This window comes from Emergencia sp. 1XD21-10, from assembly GCF_009936045.1.
Lineage (GTDB): Bacteria > Bacillota > Clostridia > Peptostreptococcales > Anaerovoracaceae > Senimuribacter > Senimuribacter intestinalis.
The window spans coordinates 17951-37487 of record NZ_QWEQ01000029.1 but is presented as its reverse complement, the minus strand read 5'-3'; the positions used below and the strand labels follow the sequence as shown (position 1 = coordinate 37487).

The window sequence follows — 19537 nt, the reverse complement described above, 5'->3', positions numbered from 1 at the left end:
AACTTAACTTTAACACAAAAATGAGATCTTGCAATTTTTTTATTCAGTTGTAACACATCTATTGTAAACCTACAAAAATTAAAAATCTTTTTTTACATTTTTTGCCCGAGTACAAACATTCTGCCTGTGCTGGTCCCTTTCCTTCAGCCTAGTCTCAAAATCAGCGGCACTACAATCGGCACTGCTGCGCTTTGCACAACCCCGCTGATAAAAGAATATATGGCAATGTCGCTTCTCGTGGAACGTTCGATAATCGGCAGGCAAACATCCATAGACGAACATGCCGGCACCGCCATTGCCTCCAGATATCCTATCTTTTTTGCCACCAGCGGTACAATCAAAATTGATATAAACTCCCGCATAACGTTGTGCATAAAGCAAATAGCACTTGCGGTCACAAGTCCTGCTTCCATAATCAGTCCCGGTGCAAAGGTATACCAGCCAAAACCGCCGCCCACTGCAAGGGCTTCCTGCAGCGAGATTTCGGAAAGAATCGGCACACAGACCACCGCCCCAATCAGGGTTCCTGCCATCACTGCCACTGGAAAGAGAAATACACGCACGCCCACCTGTCTAAAATGCTGCATCGCTGTACCGTCCACGCCCATATCAAAGCCGACAAAAAACAGCAGTACGCAGAGTCCTGCATTTATCATCACGTTAATTAGATTTGAAAAAACTTCCATATCCGAAAAAATATGTGGTATACAAAAATGTCCAAAGAGCAGTCCGCCCGCCACACAAAGAACGATGATAGCAGTCATGAAGTTCATCTTGTTGTCCGAAGATTCTTCGTCTGCGTCTCCTTCGGTTTTTATTTCCGTTTCCGACGTCATTTCTTGCACCATCCCGCCGCGGTCTTCCTTACTTTGAAGATTTCCAAACCGGTCAATCCTCATCAGTTTACGAACTGCCGTCATGGTTATGATGGAAAACAAAATGATGGAAATCGACATAATCAGTGCATAGAGTCCAATTGAATTGAGATTCTCCACCACCTCTCGGTTAGCACCCATTCGCATGCCCATGGAAAAAATCAATATGATAATCGCAAAGGTCTGCAGTCTTCCAGTCCATCGAATCAAAGTCTCGTGATTGCGCAGTTTGCTCCCAAAGAAATAACCAATTACCGCCATCGACAGGTATAGTGCTAAATCCGCCATGCCATATCTCCTTTTTTAACATGCTATGGTTCATTATAATATAAAAACAACAGGCTGACAATAGTTGCCAACCTGTTCTATAAAAAGTATCATTAGCCATCAATACTGACAAAATGATAGCAGCGTGTAGGATTTTGTCAGCAAATCGTAAAGACCCCGTCTTAATACGCCTGAAAACCTGACAGTACTGACAGAATCAAAAATAATTGTCAGTCCTGTCAGGTTTTTTGATAAAAACACAGACAAAACTGACAAAAATCTATAAAGCTGTCAGCTTTGTCAGTTCCAGAAAATCATTAAACGTTTTCGTGCGTTTTACGTGATCGGTTCTCATTGTTTCTGTTATGCCATCACAAAGCCCAGCGCGATAAATCCAACTGTCGCAATAGCAAAGGGAAGTGCTACAAGCGGTCCCGAAGTACGGAAATACTCTGCATTGGTAATTTGTGTGGAAGCAGAAGTCAAGATAACTGTGTCCGAATACAGACAGATATGACCTCCAGAGGATACTGTTTCACGTAAGCATCTATGTCCGACCACTCCCCTTCCTCCTGCGTACCCAAAATCAGTTGAATTTTTTTATGCACTGGCATTCCACTGTCTTTCATCGCTTTCATTGCGTAAAGAGAAGCAATAATTGCGCCTTTATCGTCCAAAGTGCCTCTTCCGTACAGTTTGCTTTCCTTTTGTACGAGAACAAAAGGAGGCGTCTGCCAAGCTGCTAGATTCCCCGCCGGAACGACATCTACATGCGCTAAAATCCCCACTGTTTCGTCACCATCGCCCAGCTCAATCACGCCTACCTGCTCATCAAGGGCACTTTTTGCGGAAAGTCCCATATCGCGAGCCAGCTTCAAAATATATCGAAGCGCTTTCCTCACTTCCTTTCGATTCTCTGTGGTACTGGGAATGGCGACAAATCCGGCTAAATCCCTTATCATGAATTCTCTTTGCCCTGCAATATAAGACTTCACTGCTGATATTTCCATTGTTTCACCTCCTCACAAAAAAATCATAAACCTCGGGGTAACCCCGAGGTCAATGATTTTCTGCAAACTTTTTTATTTTTTTCCTTTTCTTTGTCTGTGAATCGGCGCATAAATCTTGTATAGCCCACGCCGTACGCCACCAACATAATAATTGGTATCTTCACGACCATAAAATATTCCCGTCAGTTTTATGCCCTGGTCAGCCGCATAATTCAACATAGGCTGAATCATTTCAAGTGGCTGACTGCTGTAATGCATCTCTGTAATCAATCAGTAGTCCTCCTGCTCCAAAATTGCACTTTCACTTAAATTGGATGGATTCAACTTCTATACGCCAGCAACGGAAAGATATCTCTTGAGCTTTGGCGCTTCCTCATTTAAATCATAGTAAAAAGACATAGATACACTGCCCCAGTCCTCTTTATCAAAATCAAAACACTCCTGCAAATACCACACCATATGGCTTGCTTCTTCAAAACATCCCGGTCTTCTGAACTCCGCCGGCATAGAGCCAATCTGAAATTTTCCAAGAAGAAGCAGTTCGCTTCTGTAGATATACCGAGGGCTTTTGAAATTTCTCCTACGGTCAGATACATGACCTGCCTCCTTGTCTGCTACTGTATTTTTATGCCAGTTCCTTTTCTAGTTATTCGTCCCAAGGTTATTATACCATTATTTTTTACTTTTTCAATATATGTGGATAACGGTATTACATTCATCTACCGCCACATTCCCCATCTCTACCAAGGAGAATATCAAGACCGTGAGGCAGTGCCGGCAGAATAAATTCCAGCTGCTCTTTTACCGCCTTAGGGCTTCCCGGCAGATTGATAATCAGCGTCTTTCCACGGAGGACTGCGACTCCGCGAGAAAGCATCGCTTTTGGCGTAATTTCAAAAGATTTAGCGCGCATATACTCTGCAATTCCCGGCACATTTCGCTCTGCCACTGCAAGGGTTGCTTCCGGTGTTACATCTCTAGGTGAAAGACCTGTGCCTCCGGTCGTCAAAATTAAATCCAGCTTCTCTACATCGCAGAGATTACGCAGGGTCTGTTCGATTACAGACTGCTCATCGGGAAGTAATACACTGCAAACAACCTGATAACTGTCTTCTTCAACGTCCTCCAGCAGCTTTATGATGAGAGGCCCGCTTTCATCTTTTCTCTCGCCTTTAGCGCCTTTATCGCTAAGGATCATTACTGCCGTTCTATACGTCTGATTACTGATGTGATTCTTTTTCTCTGAAAATGACATGACCGCTTTTGCCTCCTTCTTTTTCTTCAAGGTGAATTTCTCCGATCTCCATGAATTTATCCATGGCTTTACACATGTCATAGACGGTTAACAGCGCCACGCTGACTCCCGTTAGTGCCTCCATTTCCACGCCGGTTTTTCCGCTGGACTTTGCAGTACAGATACAGGTAATAATGCAATGGATATCATCCAGCATCCAGTCCACAGAAAGGCCTGCTAATGGCAGCAGATGACACATCGGAATCAGTTCCCACGTCTTTTTAGCCGCCATAATCCCCGCTGTGGTTGCAACTGTCAGCACATCGCCCTTTGCAACGCGCCCCTCTATCACCGCAGCATAAGCCTGCTGTGACATCTTGATACAGCCTCTTGCTACAGCGCGCCGCTCTGTTACATCCTTTTCCGCCACATCTACCATCCGCGCATTTCCCTTTTCATCAAAGTGTGTCAGCTTCATGTTCATCCTCCGTTATCACTTCCAGCCTATCTCCGACTTTTACTTTTCCACCCTTGATTACCTTTGCAAATACGCCTTCTGTCGGCATAATACATTTGCCGACAGCCTGTGCAATGGCGCATCCGTGATGACATTCTTTTCCGATTTGCGTAAGGACCAGTTTCGCATCTCCAATCTGAAATATACTGCCAAGGGGAAGCCGTGCAAAATCCACGCCGCTTACCACCAAATTTTCACCAAAATCCCCATCATCCACTGAAACTCCCAGCGCCTTAAAAGCCTCTATCTTTTCCCAGGAAAGAAGGGAAACCTGCCTATGCCACGTTCCTGCATGAGCATCGCCTACAAGACCATGGTTTTCTAAAAAAACTGCCTTTCCCACGTTTTTCTTTACAGTCCCCTTTTTTTCACTGGTACACACTGCTTTTACAATTCCTATCATTGTCATCCTCCTATCTGGTACATACTGCGCGTTTCACTGTTGCCTGTATCTGATGTGCAAAACATATGCCGGCTGGGCTTGCTGAAAATTCCATCTGTAATTGCCGACAAAATCTCTGTATCCGTCGCCTTTGACCGCAAAAGCTTTCGCAAATCAATGCCCATACTATGATGCAAACAGGGTTTTAAGAAGCCTCCGGCAGTCAAACGAATCCGATTACATTCTTTACAAAAACTATGGGACATTGGACTAATCATGCCGATTCTTCCACAGAATCCGCCCAGCTTGTAATAAACTGCTGGACCGTTACCCCGCTGCTCAAGTGTCAGCTGCGGGGTGCCGTAAACCTCCTCCAATACTTTCAGCACCGTCTCTTGCGTATATCCTGCAAACTCCTTTCCAGGTCCCATAGGCATCATTTCAATAAAACGCACATCCATAGGATAGTCCTTTGCCAGGGCTGCCAACGCTGCAATTTCATTCAGGTTATATTCTTCCAAAGTCACTGTATTGACCTTGACCGCAAGATTTTCTTGTTTACAACAGGCGTCCAGAGCCTCAATGACCTGCTTTAATTCTCCTCCTCTTGTGAGAGTTCGATAGCAATCCTCCTTCAGCGTATCTATACTGATGTTAATACCGTCAATTCCTGCATCTAACAAGCCCGGCAGCTGCTCCTTGAGTAACAGACCGTTGGTTGTCAGAGTTACTTCTTGGATTTCAGAAATCCCCTTAAGGCCTCTGACGAGGTGGGAGATATCTTTTCGCACCAAAGGTTCTCCGCCTGTCAGCTTTATTTTGCGAACGCCGCATTTTGCAAACAAGCCGGCCAAACGAAGAATTTCCTCAAGGGATAAAATCTCTCCATGCGCACATGGGTCGATTCCTTCAGGCGGCATACAGTATCTGCACCGCAAATTACATCGATCTGTCACTGAAAGGCGCAGATAGTCTATATTTCGTTCAAATTGATCTTTCATTTTTTCTCAAAGCCTCCATCCCTGTACTTTACCACTGCATGACCACAGTGAGTCAATCTGCACCCTCTGTTTTCGTCAAAATCTTTATTAGCAATGTGGCATAAAAAGGCGCTGGCAATGCCGGTATGTACCACAACTAAGAATTTTTTCTCCTTGGGATGTGCCTCCATCATTCGAAAAAGGGTTTCCTCCATCCGGCTTGCTGCCTCTGCAAAGGTTTCCCCTGCTGGCGGTGGCACTGACAGGTGCAAGCCCCGCAGTGCATACTGCAACGGAAATTCCTTTTCAATCTGTTTGAAATACATACCTTCCCACAGCCCCATGTCCATTTCAGAAAGCCCGCTTTCCACTCGAATTTCTCGCGTGCCTTCAGCTAATACCACAGCTGTCTGTTTGCTTCTTAGAAGCGGGCTGCAATAAACTGCTTTTACACTTTTGACTCTGCGAAAAAAGGAGGTTTCCATCAGTTTCTCAACCTGTTCAAATCCGGAAGGCGCTAAGGGTGGGTCGCTGCCTTTTCCCAGACAGACTCTACCGTTTTCCTGTAAAATTGAAACTCCATGGCGCACCAAATAAAAAGTTCTGTCACTCATTTTAATTCTCCGTTTTTTCACCTTTCCTTAGGGCAGCCCGCACTGCAATCATCTCCGCTGCAATGCTGACAGAAATTTCCGCCGGTGTCTGTGCACCGATGGAAAGACCGATGGGCGAATGAATTCTTGCAATATCCGCTTCTGAAAAGCCATCACCAAGAAGCCGTGTACGTGTTGTCTGCACTTTGCTTCTACTGCCGATCATCCCCGTATAAGCTGTGTGCTTTACCAAAACTTGACGCAGCACCGTATAATCAAAGGCATGACCGCGGGTCATAATCACCGCAAAGTCTGCTTCGTCTAGCCGCAAACGATCGTTAACACAATCAAAGGATCCGCAAATAACTTCTTTTGCCAAAGGAAAATCTGACGGATCTGCAAATTCCTCCAAACTGTCATATACGACACAAGAAAAATCTATTCCGCTCAGCACCGGCACCAATTTTCTGGCAATATGACCTCCTCCGAAAATGTAGACCTTTCCTTTCACTGCCAGCGGCTGAATGTAGTAGCTTCCCGTCTCCCTCCAAGAAGCTGTAGCCGCCGTGCTCAAACAGTTTAAATACTGAATTGCAGACTTTGCCCCTGCTACCACTTCCGTCTCTGAAAGGACGCTGACAGTGCTGTGCTGCCTTTCATCCACCTCAAATACAATCCAGCGGTTTTCGTTGCTTTCTGCCTCCTTGCAGATAGTTTCATAAAGAGCGCAGTTTTCATCTGATGGTGCGATATACTGCAAATATACTCTGATATCGCCGCCGCAAATCATTCCCAAATCCTGTACGTCATTGGGGTGCAGCATAAAAAAATCCGTTTTAGAGCGACCTTTTTTCATCACATCCGCCGCCATCTTGGAAACCCTATGCTCCACAGCTCCTCCGCCGATTGTTCCAAAGCACTGCCCAGTTTGACTGACTGCCATACTAGTACCTGCGCCTCTGGGCGCCGAGCCTTCGCTTGAGATAATCGTAATCAGCGTACACGCCTTTCCTTCCTCCAAGTTTTCCTTAATAAATCGACAAATCTGCTTCATTTCTACCTCCTGTTAACGTCTGTACCAGTCAAAACAGCCCAAAAATATTTCCTGACCGCAAGTTTTAAGCTGTTTGCAAAACAGCTCATAGGAACCGATTAACTGCCTGCAAGATGGCGTTAAGGTGGATCCTCCGCCTCCTATCCCGCCCGGATTTTTGCAAAGCATGGAAAATCCGGCTCGTCGCTCTGCATTTTTAATAAGCTTCCACCCGTAGCTATAGGCAATGCCCATTTCCTCACATGCTTTTTTTAATGAACCTAAGCGATCCACAAAATTCAACAAGTAAACCAATTTTTCGTCAAAAAATATCTCTCCATACTGCAAAGACACCTGACATGTAAAGGTAAAAGGTGTCACCCTGCTTCCCATAAGCGTTTCCCTCTCCCAAGCCTGTTTCTTCTCCACTAAAAGACGATAGTCTTCCTTCGTATCCATGTCCATAAGTACAAAGGGATCCTCCACCGCTATCTCTGTGACAGCCTGGATTTTTTTCAACACCCCGTAAAGCCCTTCCCGTCCGTCATGGGAGAGAATTTTCTCATAAGCAGCCTCCGAAAAAATCACAGGATGTCCGCTGATACCGTTATGCACAGGATATACAACGCCTTCACTTTTTTCCGCTGCGCAAAGGAGCTTCTCCACGGTTTCTTCTGTCACCGCGGGAATGTCTACCGGCCACAGAATCACGTGCTCCGCCCTGTCTTTCATATAGTCAAATCCCATGCAGATGGAGTCGAACATATGACTTTTCCTGTATGCGCCGTTATATAAAATAGTAATATCTTCCTGCTGCAAAACATAGTTCATCTCTTCAGCCCGATATCCTGTTACCACTGCAATTTCCGTCACCTTCTTTGCTTTGAGCAGATGCAGAATAGATTGCAATACTGTAGTTTCTCCAAAAGGCATCAAAGGCTTAAAATTGCCCATACGTGAAGACAGTCCTGCCGCCGGTATCACAGCAGCAAAGGTTTTTTTCTTCATCGCTCAGTACCTCCCAAATGTACAATTGGGAAAATGACAAACCTCGCACAGTTGACACAGTCCCCCTTCTGCTAAGGCCAGCATATCTTCTTTTGTTATTTTCACATCAGTAAACAGCTGGGGCAGCAATACGTCTAAAACTGTAACCGGCAGACTGATAGCCGCTCCCGGTACGCCGACCAGCGCAGCTTTGCCCAAATAAGAAACCAAGGTCATATTGCCCGGCTGACTTGGCACACCATATGTGATAATCTCAGCACCACACGCTTTGATTGCCGCTGGTGTCAAATCATCAGGATCCACCGACATACCACCTGAGAAAAGTAAAAGTTCTGCACCCTGATCCAAATATGACTGCGCCGCTTCGACAATCTGTTCCTGTCTGTCATCGCAAATTGTTGCGCCAAGCACTTCGCAAGGAAAAGCTGTCAGCTTCTTTTTCGCTACCATTTCAAATTTATCGGCAATTCGTCCCTCATATATTTCCGACCCGGTGATGATAATACCGACCTTTTTCTTTTTATAGGGCAAAAGAGACAATAGTTTTTCATTCTGACATAGTTTCTCTGCCTGTTCAATTTGCTCTTCCGTTGTCACCAGCGGTATGATTCTCATAGAAGCCATTCTGTCTCCTTTCTGAACGGGATAATGATCCGGCAAAGTCGTTATAGTAATGTCACCTATTCGATTTATTTCCGAAAGGAGTCTGCGATTTACCCGAAACATTCCGGAGGTATCTGCTTTCAATACCATTTTTCCTTCAGATGGTCCCTCGTAATGTGCATCCTGCAACGACGCCATAGTGGCAAGACGCTGTGCCGCCTCCTCTTCATGTATTTCCCCAGCCTTATCTTCCCAAATGAAAATATGCTTCTTACCAATTGCCAATAAAGCTTCTATATCCTTCTTAGAAATCACATGTCCGCGGCGAAATGCCGCACCTTTAAATCCGTCTCTCATGGCGGTAATATCGTGACATAATCTTTGTCCGACGGCATCTTCTACTCTGATTTTTCTCATTTTCCATTTTCCTTCCTTATTTACTCTGTCAGCAGCATGACGGCAGCAGGCGGCAAATAAATCTCGACCTCTGTACAGTCCTTCTTCTGCATCTCATCTAGTCCAAAAGGCAGCTGGCAGCGCAGAATCGTTTCTGCTTTTGCTCCATGGGGTCTGAGCAAAAGAATGAAGCAGTCCGGATTTTCCAAATATCCTTCTACTGTACATTTGCAACGATTTTCCCTTGGATTCCCTGGTCTTACCAGCCTGAAATCCCCCTCTCTGATTCCAACATAGCAGGCTGCGCCGGCTCTGTCCTGCGCCTTCTTCGCCCAAAGCTTTAGATTCCAGTCCTGCGCATATACCCATCCGCCCGATTGACATATTGCCCGAGAAAAATTTCTACAGCCTAAAAGCTGTGCGCCTTTTTTCGTTTTGGGATTGCGATAAAGTTCTGTCTTTTCTCCGATGTTCTCTATAACGCCTTCACCCATAACTGCAATACGTCTTGCCATACGATAGCTCTCCTCTATATCGTGGGAAACTAAAATAGCAGTTTTTCCAAAGTCTCTCAGCAACAGCTTAATCTCCTGCTCCATCTTCTGACGAAGATGAGAGTCAAGCGCCGAAAAGGGCTCGTCCAAAAGCAGTATTTCCGGAGCTGAAAGCAACATTCGAGCGAGGGAAGTTCGCTGTCTTTGTCCACCGGAAAGCTGCGCAGGATAGTGATTCATCAAATCCTTTAATCCCATTCGTTCAATCATATCCAAAGCTAAGCTTTTCCGAAGGGATTTTTTTCTGCGATAAGCGCCTGCCATAATATTTTCCAGTACCGTCATTGAGGAAAACAGGGCATAATCCTGAAACAAAAGCCCCGTATGCCTCTGCTGCGGCGGCAAGTCGATACCCTTTGCTGAATCAAATAGCACCTTTTGATTCAGTACAATCCGGCCGCAATCTGGTTTTTCAATTCCTGCAATGCATTTGAGGGTCATCGTTTTCCCGCACCCTGAAGAACCTAATATTGCCAACGTTTCTTCACCTGCCTGAAACTGTACTGACAGCTGAAAATTCCCAAGTCTCTTTTCAATATCTACTTCTACGGCCACTTTTCTTTCCCCTTTCCTGCTTTCTTTCCAGCAGATTCACAGCTAAAAGTACAATAAAGGAAATACCCAAATTGACAAGTACCCACCTGCCCGCTAGCCCGTCCTGTCCGGTCTGCCACAGTTGGTAAACTGTCGTTGAAATTGTAGCGGTTTTTCCCGGCATGTACCCTGACACCATACTGGTTGCTCCATATTCGCCAAGACCTCTTGCAAAAGTCAAAACCGTTCCTGCAAGAATTCCCTGTCTGCATTCCGCCATACGAATATGCCAAAAAACATACGTATCCGTCAGCCCTAAGGTTCTGCCCGCATATGCCAAATTTTCATCGAAGGATTCAAATGCACCTCGCGCCGTTCTATACATCAGCGGAAAAACGACTACTGCAGTTGCAAAGATAGCAGACCACCACTGCATAGTCAGTTTGACATCGAACATCTCAAGAAGCCAGCTTCCAACCATTCGCCTTGGACCCAGTATTTTCAGCAGCAGAAAGCCTATCACCGTAGGCGGCAGTACAAGGGGCAGGGTTAGAGCTACGTCTAAACAGCCTTTGACAAGTCGCGGTAATTTGGAAATGTAGTATGCCGCAGCAATCCCTGAAAAAAATACCAAAACTGTACTGATTAAGGCAATACGCAGCGAATTCAGCAGCGGAAACCAATCCATACTTTTCTCTCCTTCTATACTTCAAGTTATCACTGCTACACGGGTGTAAAGCCATACTTTAAAAATACAGCAGCAGCTTCTTCGCCCTGCAAAAAGTCTAAAAATGCTTTTGCCTCTTCAAGTTTTTTTGATGTATCCAGCAAAGCCGCCGGATAGATAACCTGTCCGCACATCTTTTCCTCCGCAGTATCCACTACGGTTAATCCCGCAGTCTTTGCATCTGTCTCATAGATAATGCCGCAATCTACCATTGCCTCTGTCAACTGGGTTGTAACTTCTTTTACATTGCTGCCGTAGGTAATCAGTCCTGCCTTAGACAGCGCCTGTTCTGAAAGCCCCAGGTAATCCAAAATCTTCTGGGTATACTGCCCTACAGGTACATCGCTGTTACCCATGGCTAAAATAATCGTTCCCTCTTCAAGCCCTTTTTTTAGATCCTCAAAGGATTCTATTTCTGCGGGATTTCCCTCCGGCACTGTTAGAACCACCTTGTTCTCCAAAATATCAAAGCGGCTGTCCTCTACACGGTCAGAAAGAGCATCCATCTGCTGCTGGGCTGCGGATATAAAGATGTCGCACGCTCCACCTTCTTCAATTTGGGTCAGCAGCGTTCCTGAAGAGTCGAAATTAAATACCAGCTTTACTTCTTTATTCTCCTGCATATATGTATTTCCAAGTTCTGTCAAGACTTCAGTCATAGAAGCTGCTGCAAATACGTGCAGCTCTGCAGGCTCTGTTTCTTTCTCCCTTTCTCCGCAGCTCCCGAGTAAAAGCAGAAGTATCATTGTCAGCAATATTGCTGCCTGTTTACATGTTTTTTTCATCGCTTGCCTCCTCATCATACCGTTATATTCCTACAAGAATAACGGTGCTTCCAGCAAAGCAGGAATTCTTTCATTCCTGCCTTACTTTTCCATATTGGTTATATCAGCTTTTCCAAAGTTCTGCGGGTTAGTACTTCTAGCAGATGTACCTTATAGGCATTTTCTGCAAGGGGTACACAATCTTCAACAGCAAGGGCTGCTGCTTCCTCTGCTACTTGGCGAGTCAGATCTTTTCCGCGAAGAAACTCTTCTACTTGGTGCATCCGCTTTGGAACCGGCGCTGCCGCTCCAAATACGACTCTGATGTCCTTGACCTTCTGTCCGTCCATATCCGCATTTAACGCGATGCTTAGGATTGGGAAATCGATGGACTTTCTGGTTCTATGCTTGTAGTAAATCTGCTTGTTTCCGGCTGCCGCTTGCGGCACACGAATTTTCGTAACGATTTCGCCTTTTTCCAGCACGGTAGAGCCCATAACAGCCGCCTTAAAGAAATGCTCTGCCAAAATCTCCCGTTCATTTGTTACGATCATCGCATCAAGTGCAATTAGGGCTGTGCCTACATCCGTAGGACTGACAGCTACACATCCGCAGTTTAAGCAGCGCTCTGCCTCCTGCAAAATTTCTTCTATGTTGAGGGTCGTAGAAATTTCTTTATACAGTTCCCGCTCCTCTAAAGGTGCATTGGCAGTCTTTGCTTTTTCCGTTTTCTGCAGCGCATATGAGCTGAAGGAGATTTTTTCGCCTCTTTCAGTCTGTACCACTTCCTCCATTCCGCCGATGGTTTCGCAGATGGACTTTGCACAGTTTCTTCCTTGGAAAATTGCCTTGACTGCAGTTGCCGGGCCATAGGCTGCATCTCCTGCTGCAAAGATTGCTTCTTCAAAGGTCTTTCCGCTTTCTTTTTCAGAAAGCGCAATCAGTCTGCCGCCGCTGCTTAAGGACTCAAAGCCTTCTAAATCAATGGTCTGTCCGATTGCAACTATGACATTATCTGCCTCAAGCTCTCTGGTTACATCCTGAACCGGCGCAATATTCCCAAGCCCCGTTTCATCCTCATCGATTTTTTCCATTTGCTGTAGTACCAGCGTTTTAACTTCTCCGTTTTCTCCTTTGATGACCTTCTGCAAGGTGGTCAAATCCAGAATTTGTACGCCCTCTTCCAGCGCTTCTGTAATTTCCTCCTCTTCTGCCGGCATTTCGTCATATGGCAGAATACTCAGCAGAGTAACTTCCTTTGCTCCCATCTTTCTTGCACTTCGACAAACGTCGAAGGAAGTATTACCGCCGCCGATAACGACTACTTTTTCTCCCAGCTTCTGCGGTACTCTGTCCGCTGCTTTTTGCAGAAATTCAAGGGCATTGAGTACGCCTTCTGCATCTTTTCCCTCAAATTCAAGACCCAGTGAAACCCATGCACCAATTCCTACAAGAACAATATCACATTCCTTGTATAAATCCTCCAGTGTAACAGTTTCTCCTACCTTGGTATTCATCCTGAAGTTCACACCCAGACCCAGCAAGATTTCCTTATATCTTGCCAAGATTTCCTTTGGCAGTCTGTAGGACGGAATTCCGTAATACAGCATACCGCCGATTTCCGGATTCTGATCCAGTATCGTCACTGTATGTCCCGCCTGCCGCAGATAAAATGCCGCTGATAATCCGGCAGGACCACTGCCGATAACGGTAACCTTTTTGCCGCTTTCTTTCTTAGGCGGGGTAATGAAATCTTCCGGATGTTCCAGCACATAATCGCCGAGAAAACGTTCTGCTTCCCTAACGGAGACACTTTCATCAAATTTCTTTCTGTTGCAGGTCTGCTCACAGGTATGAGGACAGATTCTGCCCGTTACCGCTGCCAATGGATTGACTTCAAAGAGAATCTTTGCAGCACCTGCAATATCGCCGCTGCGCAGCCGCTCCATATAAGCCGGTATGTTGGTAGAGTTTGGACACTCCACTTGGCACGGCGGATCGCAGACTTTGAAAGCTCCGAAAACTGAATGATATAGATTGTTTCCTACCACTGCGTTGCAGCGTTCTCCGCCTTTTCTAAGACAGTTAAACTTATCGCCCTGATAGCGATAATACCAGCAGCGTACCTGTTGGCAGATGTTGCCGCCGACTGTCGCAACGTGTCTGATTTGTGGCGATGCAACTGTTCTTGCCGCCTCTGCCAATGCCGGAAAAATTTGGTTGATTTCCGCATTTTTCTCAATTTCAGAAAGTGTTGTTGCCGCGCCCAGCGTTAAATAGTTTTCATCGTTGGTAATACCTTGTAAATCCTCCGCCTTTTTCAAAGATACTATTTCATTAATTTGCTGTGGCAAAATGCCTTCCCTAATGACGCCGATCAGGTCTGTGCCGCCTCCCATAGGCCAGGAGGAATCACCTTTTTCCTTCAGCAGCGCGGAAGCTTCCTTTGCGCTTCCTGCATAATATACTTCTAAATCTTTCATGCTCTGTTTCCTCCCTTTTCCATCAGTTTGTTTAAAACTTTCGCAGGTGTAATGGACTGATCGTCAATTCTGATTCCCACAGCATTATAAATTGCGTTGGCAATGGCTGCACCGGCGCCTGTAAATGCCCCTTCTGCCATGCCTGCAGCGCCATATTTTCCAAGACCTTTCCATTCCTCTATCAAAACAGGGATAATCTGTTTTGGAAAATCTGCCATGGTCATCATTTTATAGTCGATATAGTTATTGTTTAAAACAGTTCCAGTCTCTTTATCGTAGTGAAGTTCTTCAAAGAGGACTTCTCCGATTCCCATGGCCTGTCCGCTGATCTGATGACTTTCTGCTCCGGAGGCGTGCATAACGCAGCCCACATCATTGAGGACTACCATATCGGTTACCTCAACCTGGCCTGTTTCAATATCTACCTCTACATCTGCAAACCATGCGCCAAATGGCAATCCTGCTTCCTCTCTCACATTATGGCGCGCATGATGAATATGAATTGGTACACAGTCGGTATGCAGCATGAACCATTCAACACCAATACGGTTTTCCGGCTTTACCTTTTCAAAGACATACCCATCTTCGATTTCCAATTCTTCCGGACTTTTTTCCATATATTCGCCGACTCTGCGCAGGATTTCACTCTTTAGCTTCTGCGCACCTTCTGCCATCGCCTCTGCGTAAAGGAAAGAAACGACACTGTCTGTCGGTGCATTATCCCGCAGTCCCAATTCCGTATCGCCAAGTGGTGTCCACAGAATATCTTCCGGTTTAATATTGAGATAATGCAGATTTTCTGCACAGGCAAAGACTGCCGCACTGTTGCCGCCAGCCCCTGTTTCTGAGGTCGGCGCTTGAATAATTACCGACATATCCGGATTCAGTCTGATGCTCACTTCATAGAAGCCGCGCGTTAATTCATTAAGCTCCGCATGCCACTGATTCCATACAGCTACACCCATGCCACGTTTTTTACATCCTTCAATCAACTGCCCTTCACCGGCCTTATGGCGATTTTTCCAGCCGATTATTTTTGCACCTTCGTCCAGCACTCTGCAAATACTCCGATTCTTTTCCCCCGGCCAATTAAAGTCATTGGTGCAGTTCAGCTTAATAATATCTATCACATCAATGCCGGTTCTTTCCGCCAGTTCATCTAACAGCGACATAAAGCACCAGCAAAGCTGCACATTCCCGATACCGCGTACGACACCACCCGGAACTTTATTTGTAAACCAAGTATAGGAATACAGGCTGACATGTTCAACAGGAGCAAAGGCTCTGTTCATGGTTTCACTGACAATGAACTCTACATTATGGTCACAGCCGCCGATATATGCGCCGCTGTTTCCCTCTGCGATCATTTCCATACCGGTAATCTTTCCGCTATTTGTGCAGGCTGCTTTAATTTTATATCGATTTTCACTTCGGGTTTCGTGAAACTCTTCATGGTTTGTCATCTTATATCTGACAGGCCGGCCTCCCGCTCTTTTTGACAGATACGCAGTAATCATAAAGAAGATATCTTCCCCAGTGTTCCATTTACCCATATGTGCGCCGCTGTTTCCGTTTCTGACACGGATTTTATTTAACGGAACGTGGGTATAATCGTGAAGATACATTCTGGTTTGGTCACTCATATAATGGTTGGTCCAAACGTCCATTTTGTCCTCATCCCAGCGTATCACGCAGCCTCTGTACTCCAAACAGCCATGGGTGCTGACCCCGCCATAGGTTTTTTCTACCTCCAGTACAAAGTCAGCTTCCCGCAAAGATTTTTCTACATCTCCTCTCTTATAGAAGAGATGGTTCTCAATTCCATCTTCACTGTGTCTAAGCTGGTTTGTAGAAGGGTTCAGTTCCGGATGCAAAATCGGTGCATCCGGCTTTTTCGCCTCATCCATTTCATATACAGCCGGAAGAATTTCCCACTTAATGTCGATTAGTTTTAAAGCTTCATCTGCAATTTCAGGGGTTTCAGCCGCAACTGCAACTCCCATATGATCTCCGACCCAAAGACCTGTCTGCGGTAAGAAATCCCTGTCCCAATAACGCGTAATCGTATCCGACTCTTTTGGCGTAATGGCAATATCTGTCCACGCATGGGTGGTTCTGCCAAGCGCCCGGATTTCTTCATCGTCATAGCGAAGCACTGCAAAAACGCCCGGCAGTTCCTCGGCTTTCGTCGTATTCATCTTTAAAATTCTTGCATGGGGATACGGGCACTGCAAAATCTTTGCATAGAGCATGCCCGGCAGTTTTCCCTTCAAGGTGATATCATCCAAATACTGGGTTTTCCCGAGGGTCTTCTCCTTGGCATCAATCTTCGGACGATATGTACCCATATAACGTTTTTGCTCTCTCGGCACATAGGCAATCCTATCTTTACTCATTTGAAGCCTCCTTTGCCTCTTCCCTGCACTTGCAAATATGGTCTGCGGCTTTTTCTACCGCTTTGTGGATTCCGTGATAGCAACCGCAGCGGCAAATATGACCTGACAATGCTTCCGTAATTTCTTCGTCTGTGGGGTTTGGATTTTCATTGAGTAAAGAATGCGTTTCCATAACAAAGCCCGGCGTACAAAAACCACACTGCATGGCAGTCCCTTCTCCGGGTCCGTATGTATTGACAAAAGCATCAACCACAGGATCACTTCCATCTAAGCCCTCTATAGTCAAAATATCACATCCATCTGCATCGGTTACCAGCATCATACACGAAAGTGCTGATTTACCATTTATTAAAACCGTACACGCACCACAAGCACCCTGCTCGCAGGATACGCGTACGCCTGTCAAACCGAAGTGTTCTCTCAGCACCTTTGACAGTGTATCCGCCTCTTCATAATCCCTTCCCTTTTTCAAGGCATAGGCACGTCCATTTACATTCATTTGAATTACATCTTTGTTCATTTTGTTTGCCCCTTTCTCTCCATGGCAATCACTTTTTACTTATACCTATAAATACAGCAAAAAATATGCCAAAGGCTGTTTTCATGATTTTCTGTTGTTTTTCAACCCTTTTCGGGTCCCCATCTTTTTCTTTTGTCGGCGATAGTTTCTAAATTGAAACATTTATCGATTTTGGTTTCATTTTTGTAACTTCACAATTTTATCAAGTACAGCCTCCGGCGTAATGGACTGCTCGTCAACCCTTATCCCCACCGCATTATATATGGCGTTTGCAATGGCTGCTCCCGTTCCCGTAAAAGCGCCTTCTGCCATGCCAGCTGCACCATATCTGCCAAGTCCTTGCCATTCTTCTACCAAAATCGGTGTAATCTGCTTTGGAAAATCCGCCATGGTCATCATCTTGTAATCGATGTAGTTGTTATTGAGTATTGTTCCTGTTTCAAAGTCATAGTGCAGCTGCTCCATCAGCACCTCGCCTACGCCCATAGCCTGTCCGCTGATCTGATGACTTTCTGCGCCGGAAGCGTGCATAACACACCCCACATCGTTGACAACGACCATATCGACAACTTCTACATTGCCCAGCTCTGTATCCACTTCAACTTCCACAAACCAGGCTCCGAAAGGAAGCCCCGCCTGTTCTCTCACGTTGTGTCTTGCATGATGAATATGAATCGGCACACAATCTGTATGTAGCATAAACCACTCTACACCGACTCTGTTCTCCGGATTAGCTCGCTCATAGACTTCCCCGTGTTCAATGTCTAAAAGAGAAGGTTCTTTCTCCATATATTCGCCGACTCTGCGCAAAATCTCAGCTTTCAATTTCTCTGCAGCCTCTACCATTGCCTCGGCATAAAGGAAAGAAATTACACTGTCGGTTGGCGCATTATCTCTTAATCCCAGTTCTGTATCGCCAAGAGGCGTCCACAAAATATCCTCCGGTTTTACATCCAGATAGGCAAGATTTTCCGCACAGGCAAAAACTGCGGCGCTGTTGCCTCCTGCACCAGTCTCTGAGGTTGGCGCTTGAATGATTACAGACATATCGGGATTTAATCGAATGCTGACTTCGTAAAACCCTCGTGTCAGCTCGTTTAATTCTGCGTGCCATTGATTCCAGATAGCTACTCCCTTGCCTCTTTTCTTGTACCCATCAATGAAAGGACCCTTGCCCGCCTTGTGGCGATTACCCCAGCCGATTGCCTCTGCGCCGAGGTCTAACACCTTGCAAATGCTGTGATTGGCTTCTCCCTGCCAGTTGACATCGTTACCACAATTCATTTTTAAAATTTCCAGCACATCAATGCCCGTTTTTTCTGCCAGTTCATCAAGCAACGCCATGAAGGTCCAACATAGCTGCACATTACCAATGCCGCGTACCACGCCGCCCGGAATTCTGTTGGTGAACCAGGTATAGGAATGCATTCGGATATGGTTTACCGGCGCAAAGTCTCTGTCCAGCACTTCCCGTACCAGAAACTCCACATTATGGTCGCAGGCTCCAATATATGCCCCCGTATTACCCTCGCAAATCATATCCAGCGCCAGCACCTTTCCTTCCTTGGTGCATCCGGCCTTTACTCTGTACCGATTTAGATTTCTTGTCTCATGGAATTCCTCATGGTTGGTCATCTTGTAGCGCACCGGTTTTCCTGCCCGCTTAGATAAGTAAGCTGTAATGATGAAAAAGATATCTTCTCCTGTATTCCATTTTCCCATATGTGCGCCGCTGTTTCCGTTTCTGACGCGGATTTTGTTAAGAGGCACGTGGGTGTAATCATGGAGAAACATTCTCGTCTGATCGGACATATAGTGGTTGGTCCATACATCCATCTTGTCCTCTCTCCAGTCGATGACACAGCCACGGTACTCCAAGCAGCCGTGAGTCGATACCCCACCATAGGTCTTGTCCACTTCTAAAATAAAGTCTGCAGCTTCCATATTTTTGTCCACATCTCCGCGACTGTAGTAAAGATCGTTTTCAATGCCATCTTCACTGTGGCGCAGCTGGTTTGTCGTCTCATCTAATTCCGGATGAATGATAACCGCATCTGCTTGTTTGGCTTCCTCCATCTCATAAATAGCGGGCAAAATTTCCCACTTGATCTCCACCAGTTTTAGCGCCTCTTCAGCAATCTCCGGTGACTCCGCTGCAACTGCTACGCCCATATGGTCGCCAACCCAAAGTCCTGTTTCCGGCAAAAACTCCCGATCCCAATATCGCATGACGGTGTCGACATCCTTCGGTGTAATCGCAATATCTGTCCAGCAATGGGTAGTTCTTCCTAATGCGCGAATTTCCGGATCGTCACATCGAAGCACTGCCCACACACCAGGCAAGGCCTCTGCTTTTTCCGTATTCATCTTAAGAACCTTCGCATGTGGATAAGGACACTCTAAAATCTTTGCATAGAGCATTCCCGGCAGTTTTCCCTTCAAGGTAATATCGTCGAGATATTGGGTTTTCCCCAAAGTTTTCTCCTTAGCATCAATCTTTGGCCTGTATGTACCCATATAGCGTTTCTGTTCCCTTGGTACATAATGGGTTTTTACTTTCTCCATGACTTTCTACTCCTTCCTCCATATATCTTTATATAAAGCAAAATATATGCCAGTACTCTTCTGCGCAGCATAACTCTCTGTCCTGCTGTAAATTTC

The 19537-nt window shown here is 45.8% G+C and carries 19 protein-coding genes; all 19 read right to left on the bottom strand.

Annotated features, from left to right (window positions below; translation table 11 throughout):
* Positions 1-143: 143 nt before the first annotated feature.
* The 19 genes from D1151_RS14710 to D1151_RS14625 all read right to left on the bottom strand — a co-directional run bounded on the left by D1151_RS14710 (position 144) and on the right by D1151_RS14625 (position 19441).
* Positions 144-1163 (bottom strand): lysine exporter LysO family protein, encoded by a 1020-nt coding sequence (locus tag D1151_RS14710; protein ID WP_161909395.1) that lies wholly within the window; start codon positions 1161-1163, stop codon positions 144-146.
* Positions 1164-1624: 461 nt separating this feature from the next.
* Positions 1625-2152, bottom strand: a complete 528-nt coding sequence (locus D1151_RS14705; RefSeq protein WP_161909394.1) for a M20/M25/M40 family metallo-hydrolase — start codon at positions 2150-2152, stop codon at positions 1625-1627.
* Between the two features lie 72 nt (positions 2153-2224).
* The gene (locus tag D1151_RS14700; protein ID WP_161909393.1) at positions 2225-2422 is read right to left on the bottom strand and encodes a hypothetical protein; all 198 of its coding nucleotides are present in this window, start codon (positions 2420-2422) and stop codon (positions 2225-2227) included.
* Positions 2423-2479: 57 nt separating this feature from the next.
* Positions 2480-2611, bottom strand: coding sequence for a hypothetical protein (locus tag D1151_RS17085; RefSeq protein WP_306770911.1), 132 nt, complete (start codon positions 2609-2611; stop codon positions 2480-2482).
* A gap of 256 nt (positions 2612-2867) precedes the next feature.
* The gene (locus D1151_RS14695) at positions 2868-3437 is read right to left on the bottom strand and encodes a molybdenum cofactor biosynthesis protein B (RefSeq protein WP_306770910.1); all 570 of its coding nucleotides are present in this window, start codon (positions 3435-3437) and stop codon (positions 2868-2870) included.
* Positions 3373-3864: a cyclic pyranopterin monophosphate synthase MoaC gene (gene moaC, locus D1151_RS14690; protein WP_161909392.1), complete on the bottom strand. Its 492-nt coding sequence runs from the start codon at positions 3862-3864 to the stop codon at positions 3373-3375. Before moaC ends, D1151_RS14695 begins: the two co-directional genes overlap by 65 nt.
* Entirely contained in the window at positions 3845-4306 is a 462-nt protein-coding gene (locus D1151_RS14685; protein WP_330588358.1) for an MOSC domain-containing protein, read from the bottom strand. Before D1151_RS14685 ends, moaC begins: the two co-directional genes overlap by 20 nt.
* 2 nt (positions 4307-4308) lie before the next feature.
* Positions 4309-5286 carry a GTP 3',8-cyclase MoaA gene (gene moaA / locus D1151_RS14680; protein ID WP_161909390.1) on the bottom strand — a complete coding sequence of 326 codons (978 nt, stop codon included), beginning with the start codon at positions 5284-5286 and terminating at the stop codon, positions 4309-4311.
* The gene (locus tag D1151_RS14675) at positions 5283-5879 is read right to left on the bottom strand and encodes a histidine phosphatase family protein (RefSeq protein WP_161909389.1); all 597 of its coding nucleotides are present in this window, start codon (positions 5877-5879) and stop codon (positions 5283-5285) included. The genes moaA and D1151_RS14675 overlap by 4 nt, the downstream gene beginning before the upstream one ends.
* 1 nt (position 5880) lies before the next feature.
* On the bottom strand, positions 5881-6912 hold the full coding sequence (locus D1151_RS14670; protein WP_161909388.1) for an XdhC family protein: 1032 nt from the start codon (positions 6910-6912) through the stop codon (positions 5881-5883).
* A gap of 12 nt (positions 6913-6924) precedes the next feature.
* Positions 6925-7899: an NTP transferase domain-containing protein gene (locus D1151_RS14665; protein ID WP_161909387.1), complete on the bottom strand. Its 975-nt coding sequence runs from the start codon at positions 7897-7899 to the stop codon at positions 6925-6927.
* 3 nt (positions 7900-7902) lie between these two features.
* Complete coding sequence (locus D1151_RS14660; RefSeq protein ID WP_161909386.1) at positions 7903-8919, bottom strand: molybdopterin-binding protein; 1017 nt, start codon at positions 8917-8919, stop codon at positions 7903-7905.
* 20 nt (positions 8920-8939) lie between these two features.
* Positions 8940-10007, bottom strand: coding sequence for a sulfate/molybdate ABC transporter ATP-binding protein (locus D1151_RS14655; RefSeq protein ID WP_161909385.1), 1068 nt, complete (start codon positions 10005-10007; stop codon positions 8940-8942).
* Positions 9985-10674 (bottom strand): molybdate ABC transporter permease subunit, encoded by a 690-nt coding sequence (modB, locus tag D1151_RS14650; protein ID WP_161909384.1) that lies wholly within the window; start codon positions 10672-10674, stop codon positions 9985-9987. Before modB ends, D1151_RS14655 begins: the two co-directional genes overlap by 23 nt.
* Positions 10675-10709: 35 nt before the next feature.
* Positions 10710-11498, bottom strand: a complete 789-nt coding sequence (modA, locus tag D1151_RS14645; protein ID WP_161909383.1) for a molybdate ABC transporter substrate-binding protein — start codon at positions 11496-11498, stop codon at positions 10710-10712.
* Between the two features lie 98 nt (positions 11499-11596).
* Positions 11597-13960, bottom strand: a complete 2364-nt coding sequence (locus tag D1151_RS14640) for an FAD-dependent oxidoreductase (RefSeq protein ID WP_161909382.1) — start codon at positions 13958-13960, stop codon at positions 11597-11599.
* Entirely contained in the window at positions 13957-16356 is a 2400-nt protein-coding gene (locus D1151_RS14635; protein ID WP_161909381.1) for a xanthine dehydrogenase family protein molybdopterin-binding subunit, read from the bottom strand. The genes D1151_RS14640 and D1151_RS14635 overlap by 4 nt, the downstream gene beginning before the upstream one ends.
* On the bottom strand, positions 16349-16876 hold the full coding sequence (locus tag D1151_RS14630) for a (2Fe-2S)-binding protein (protein WP_160200447.1): 528 nt from the start codon (positions 16874-16876) through the stop codon (positions 16349-16351). Before D1151_RS14630 ends, D1151_RS14635 begins: the two co-directional genes overlap by 8 nt.
* Before the next feature lie 177 nt (positions 16877-17053).
* Positions 17054-19441, bottom strand: a complete 2388-nt coding sequence (locus D1151_RS14625; protein WP_160200448.1) for a xanthine dehydrogenase family protein molybdopterin-binding subunit — start codon at positions 19439-19441, stop codon at positions 17054-17056.
* Positions 19442-19537: the final 96 nt, after the last annotated feature.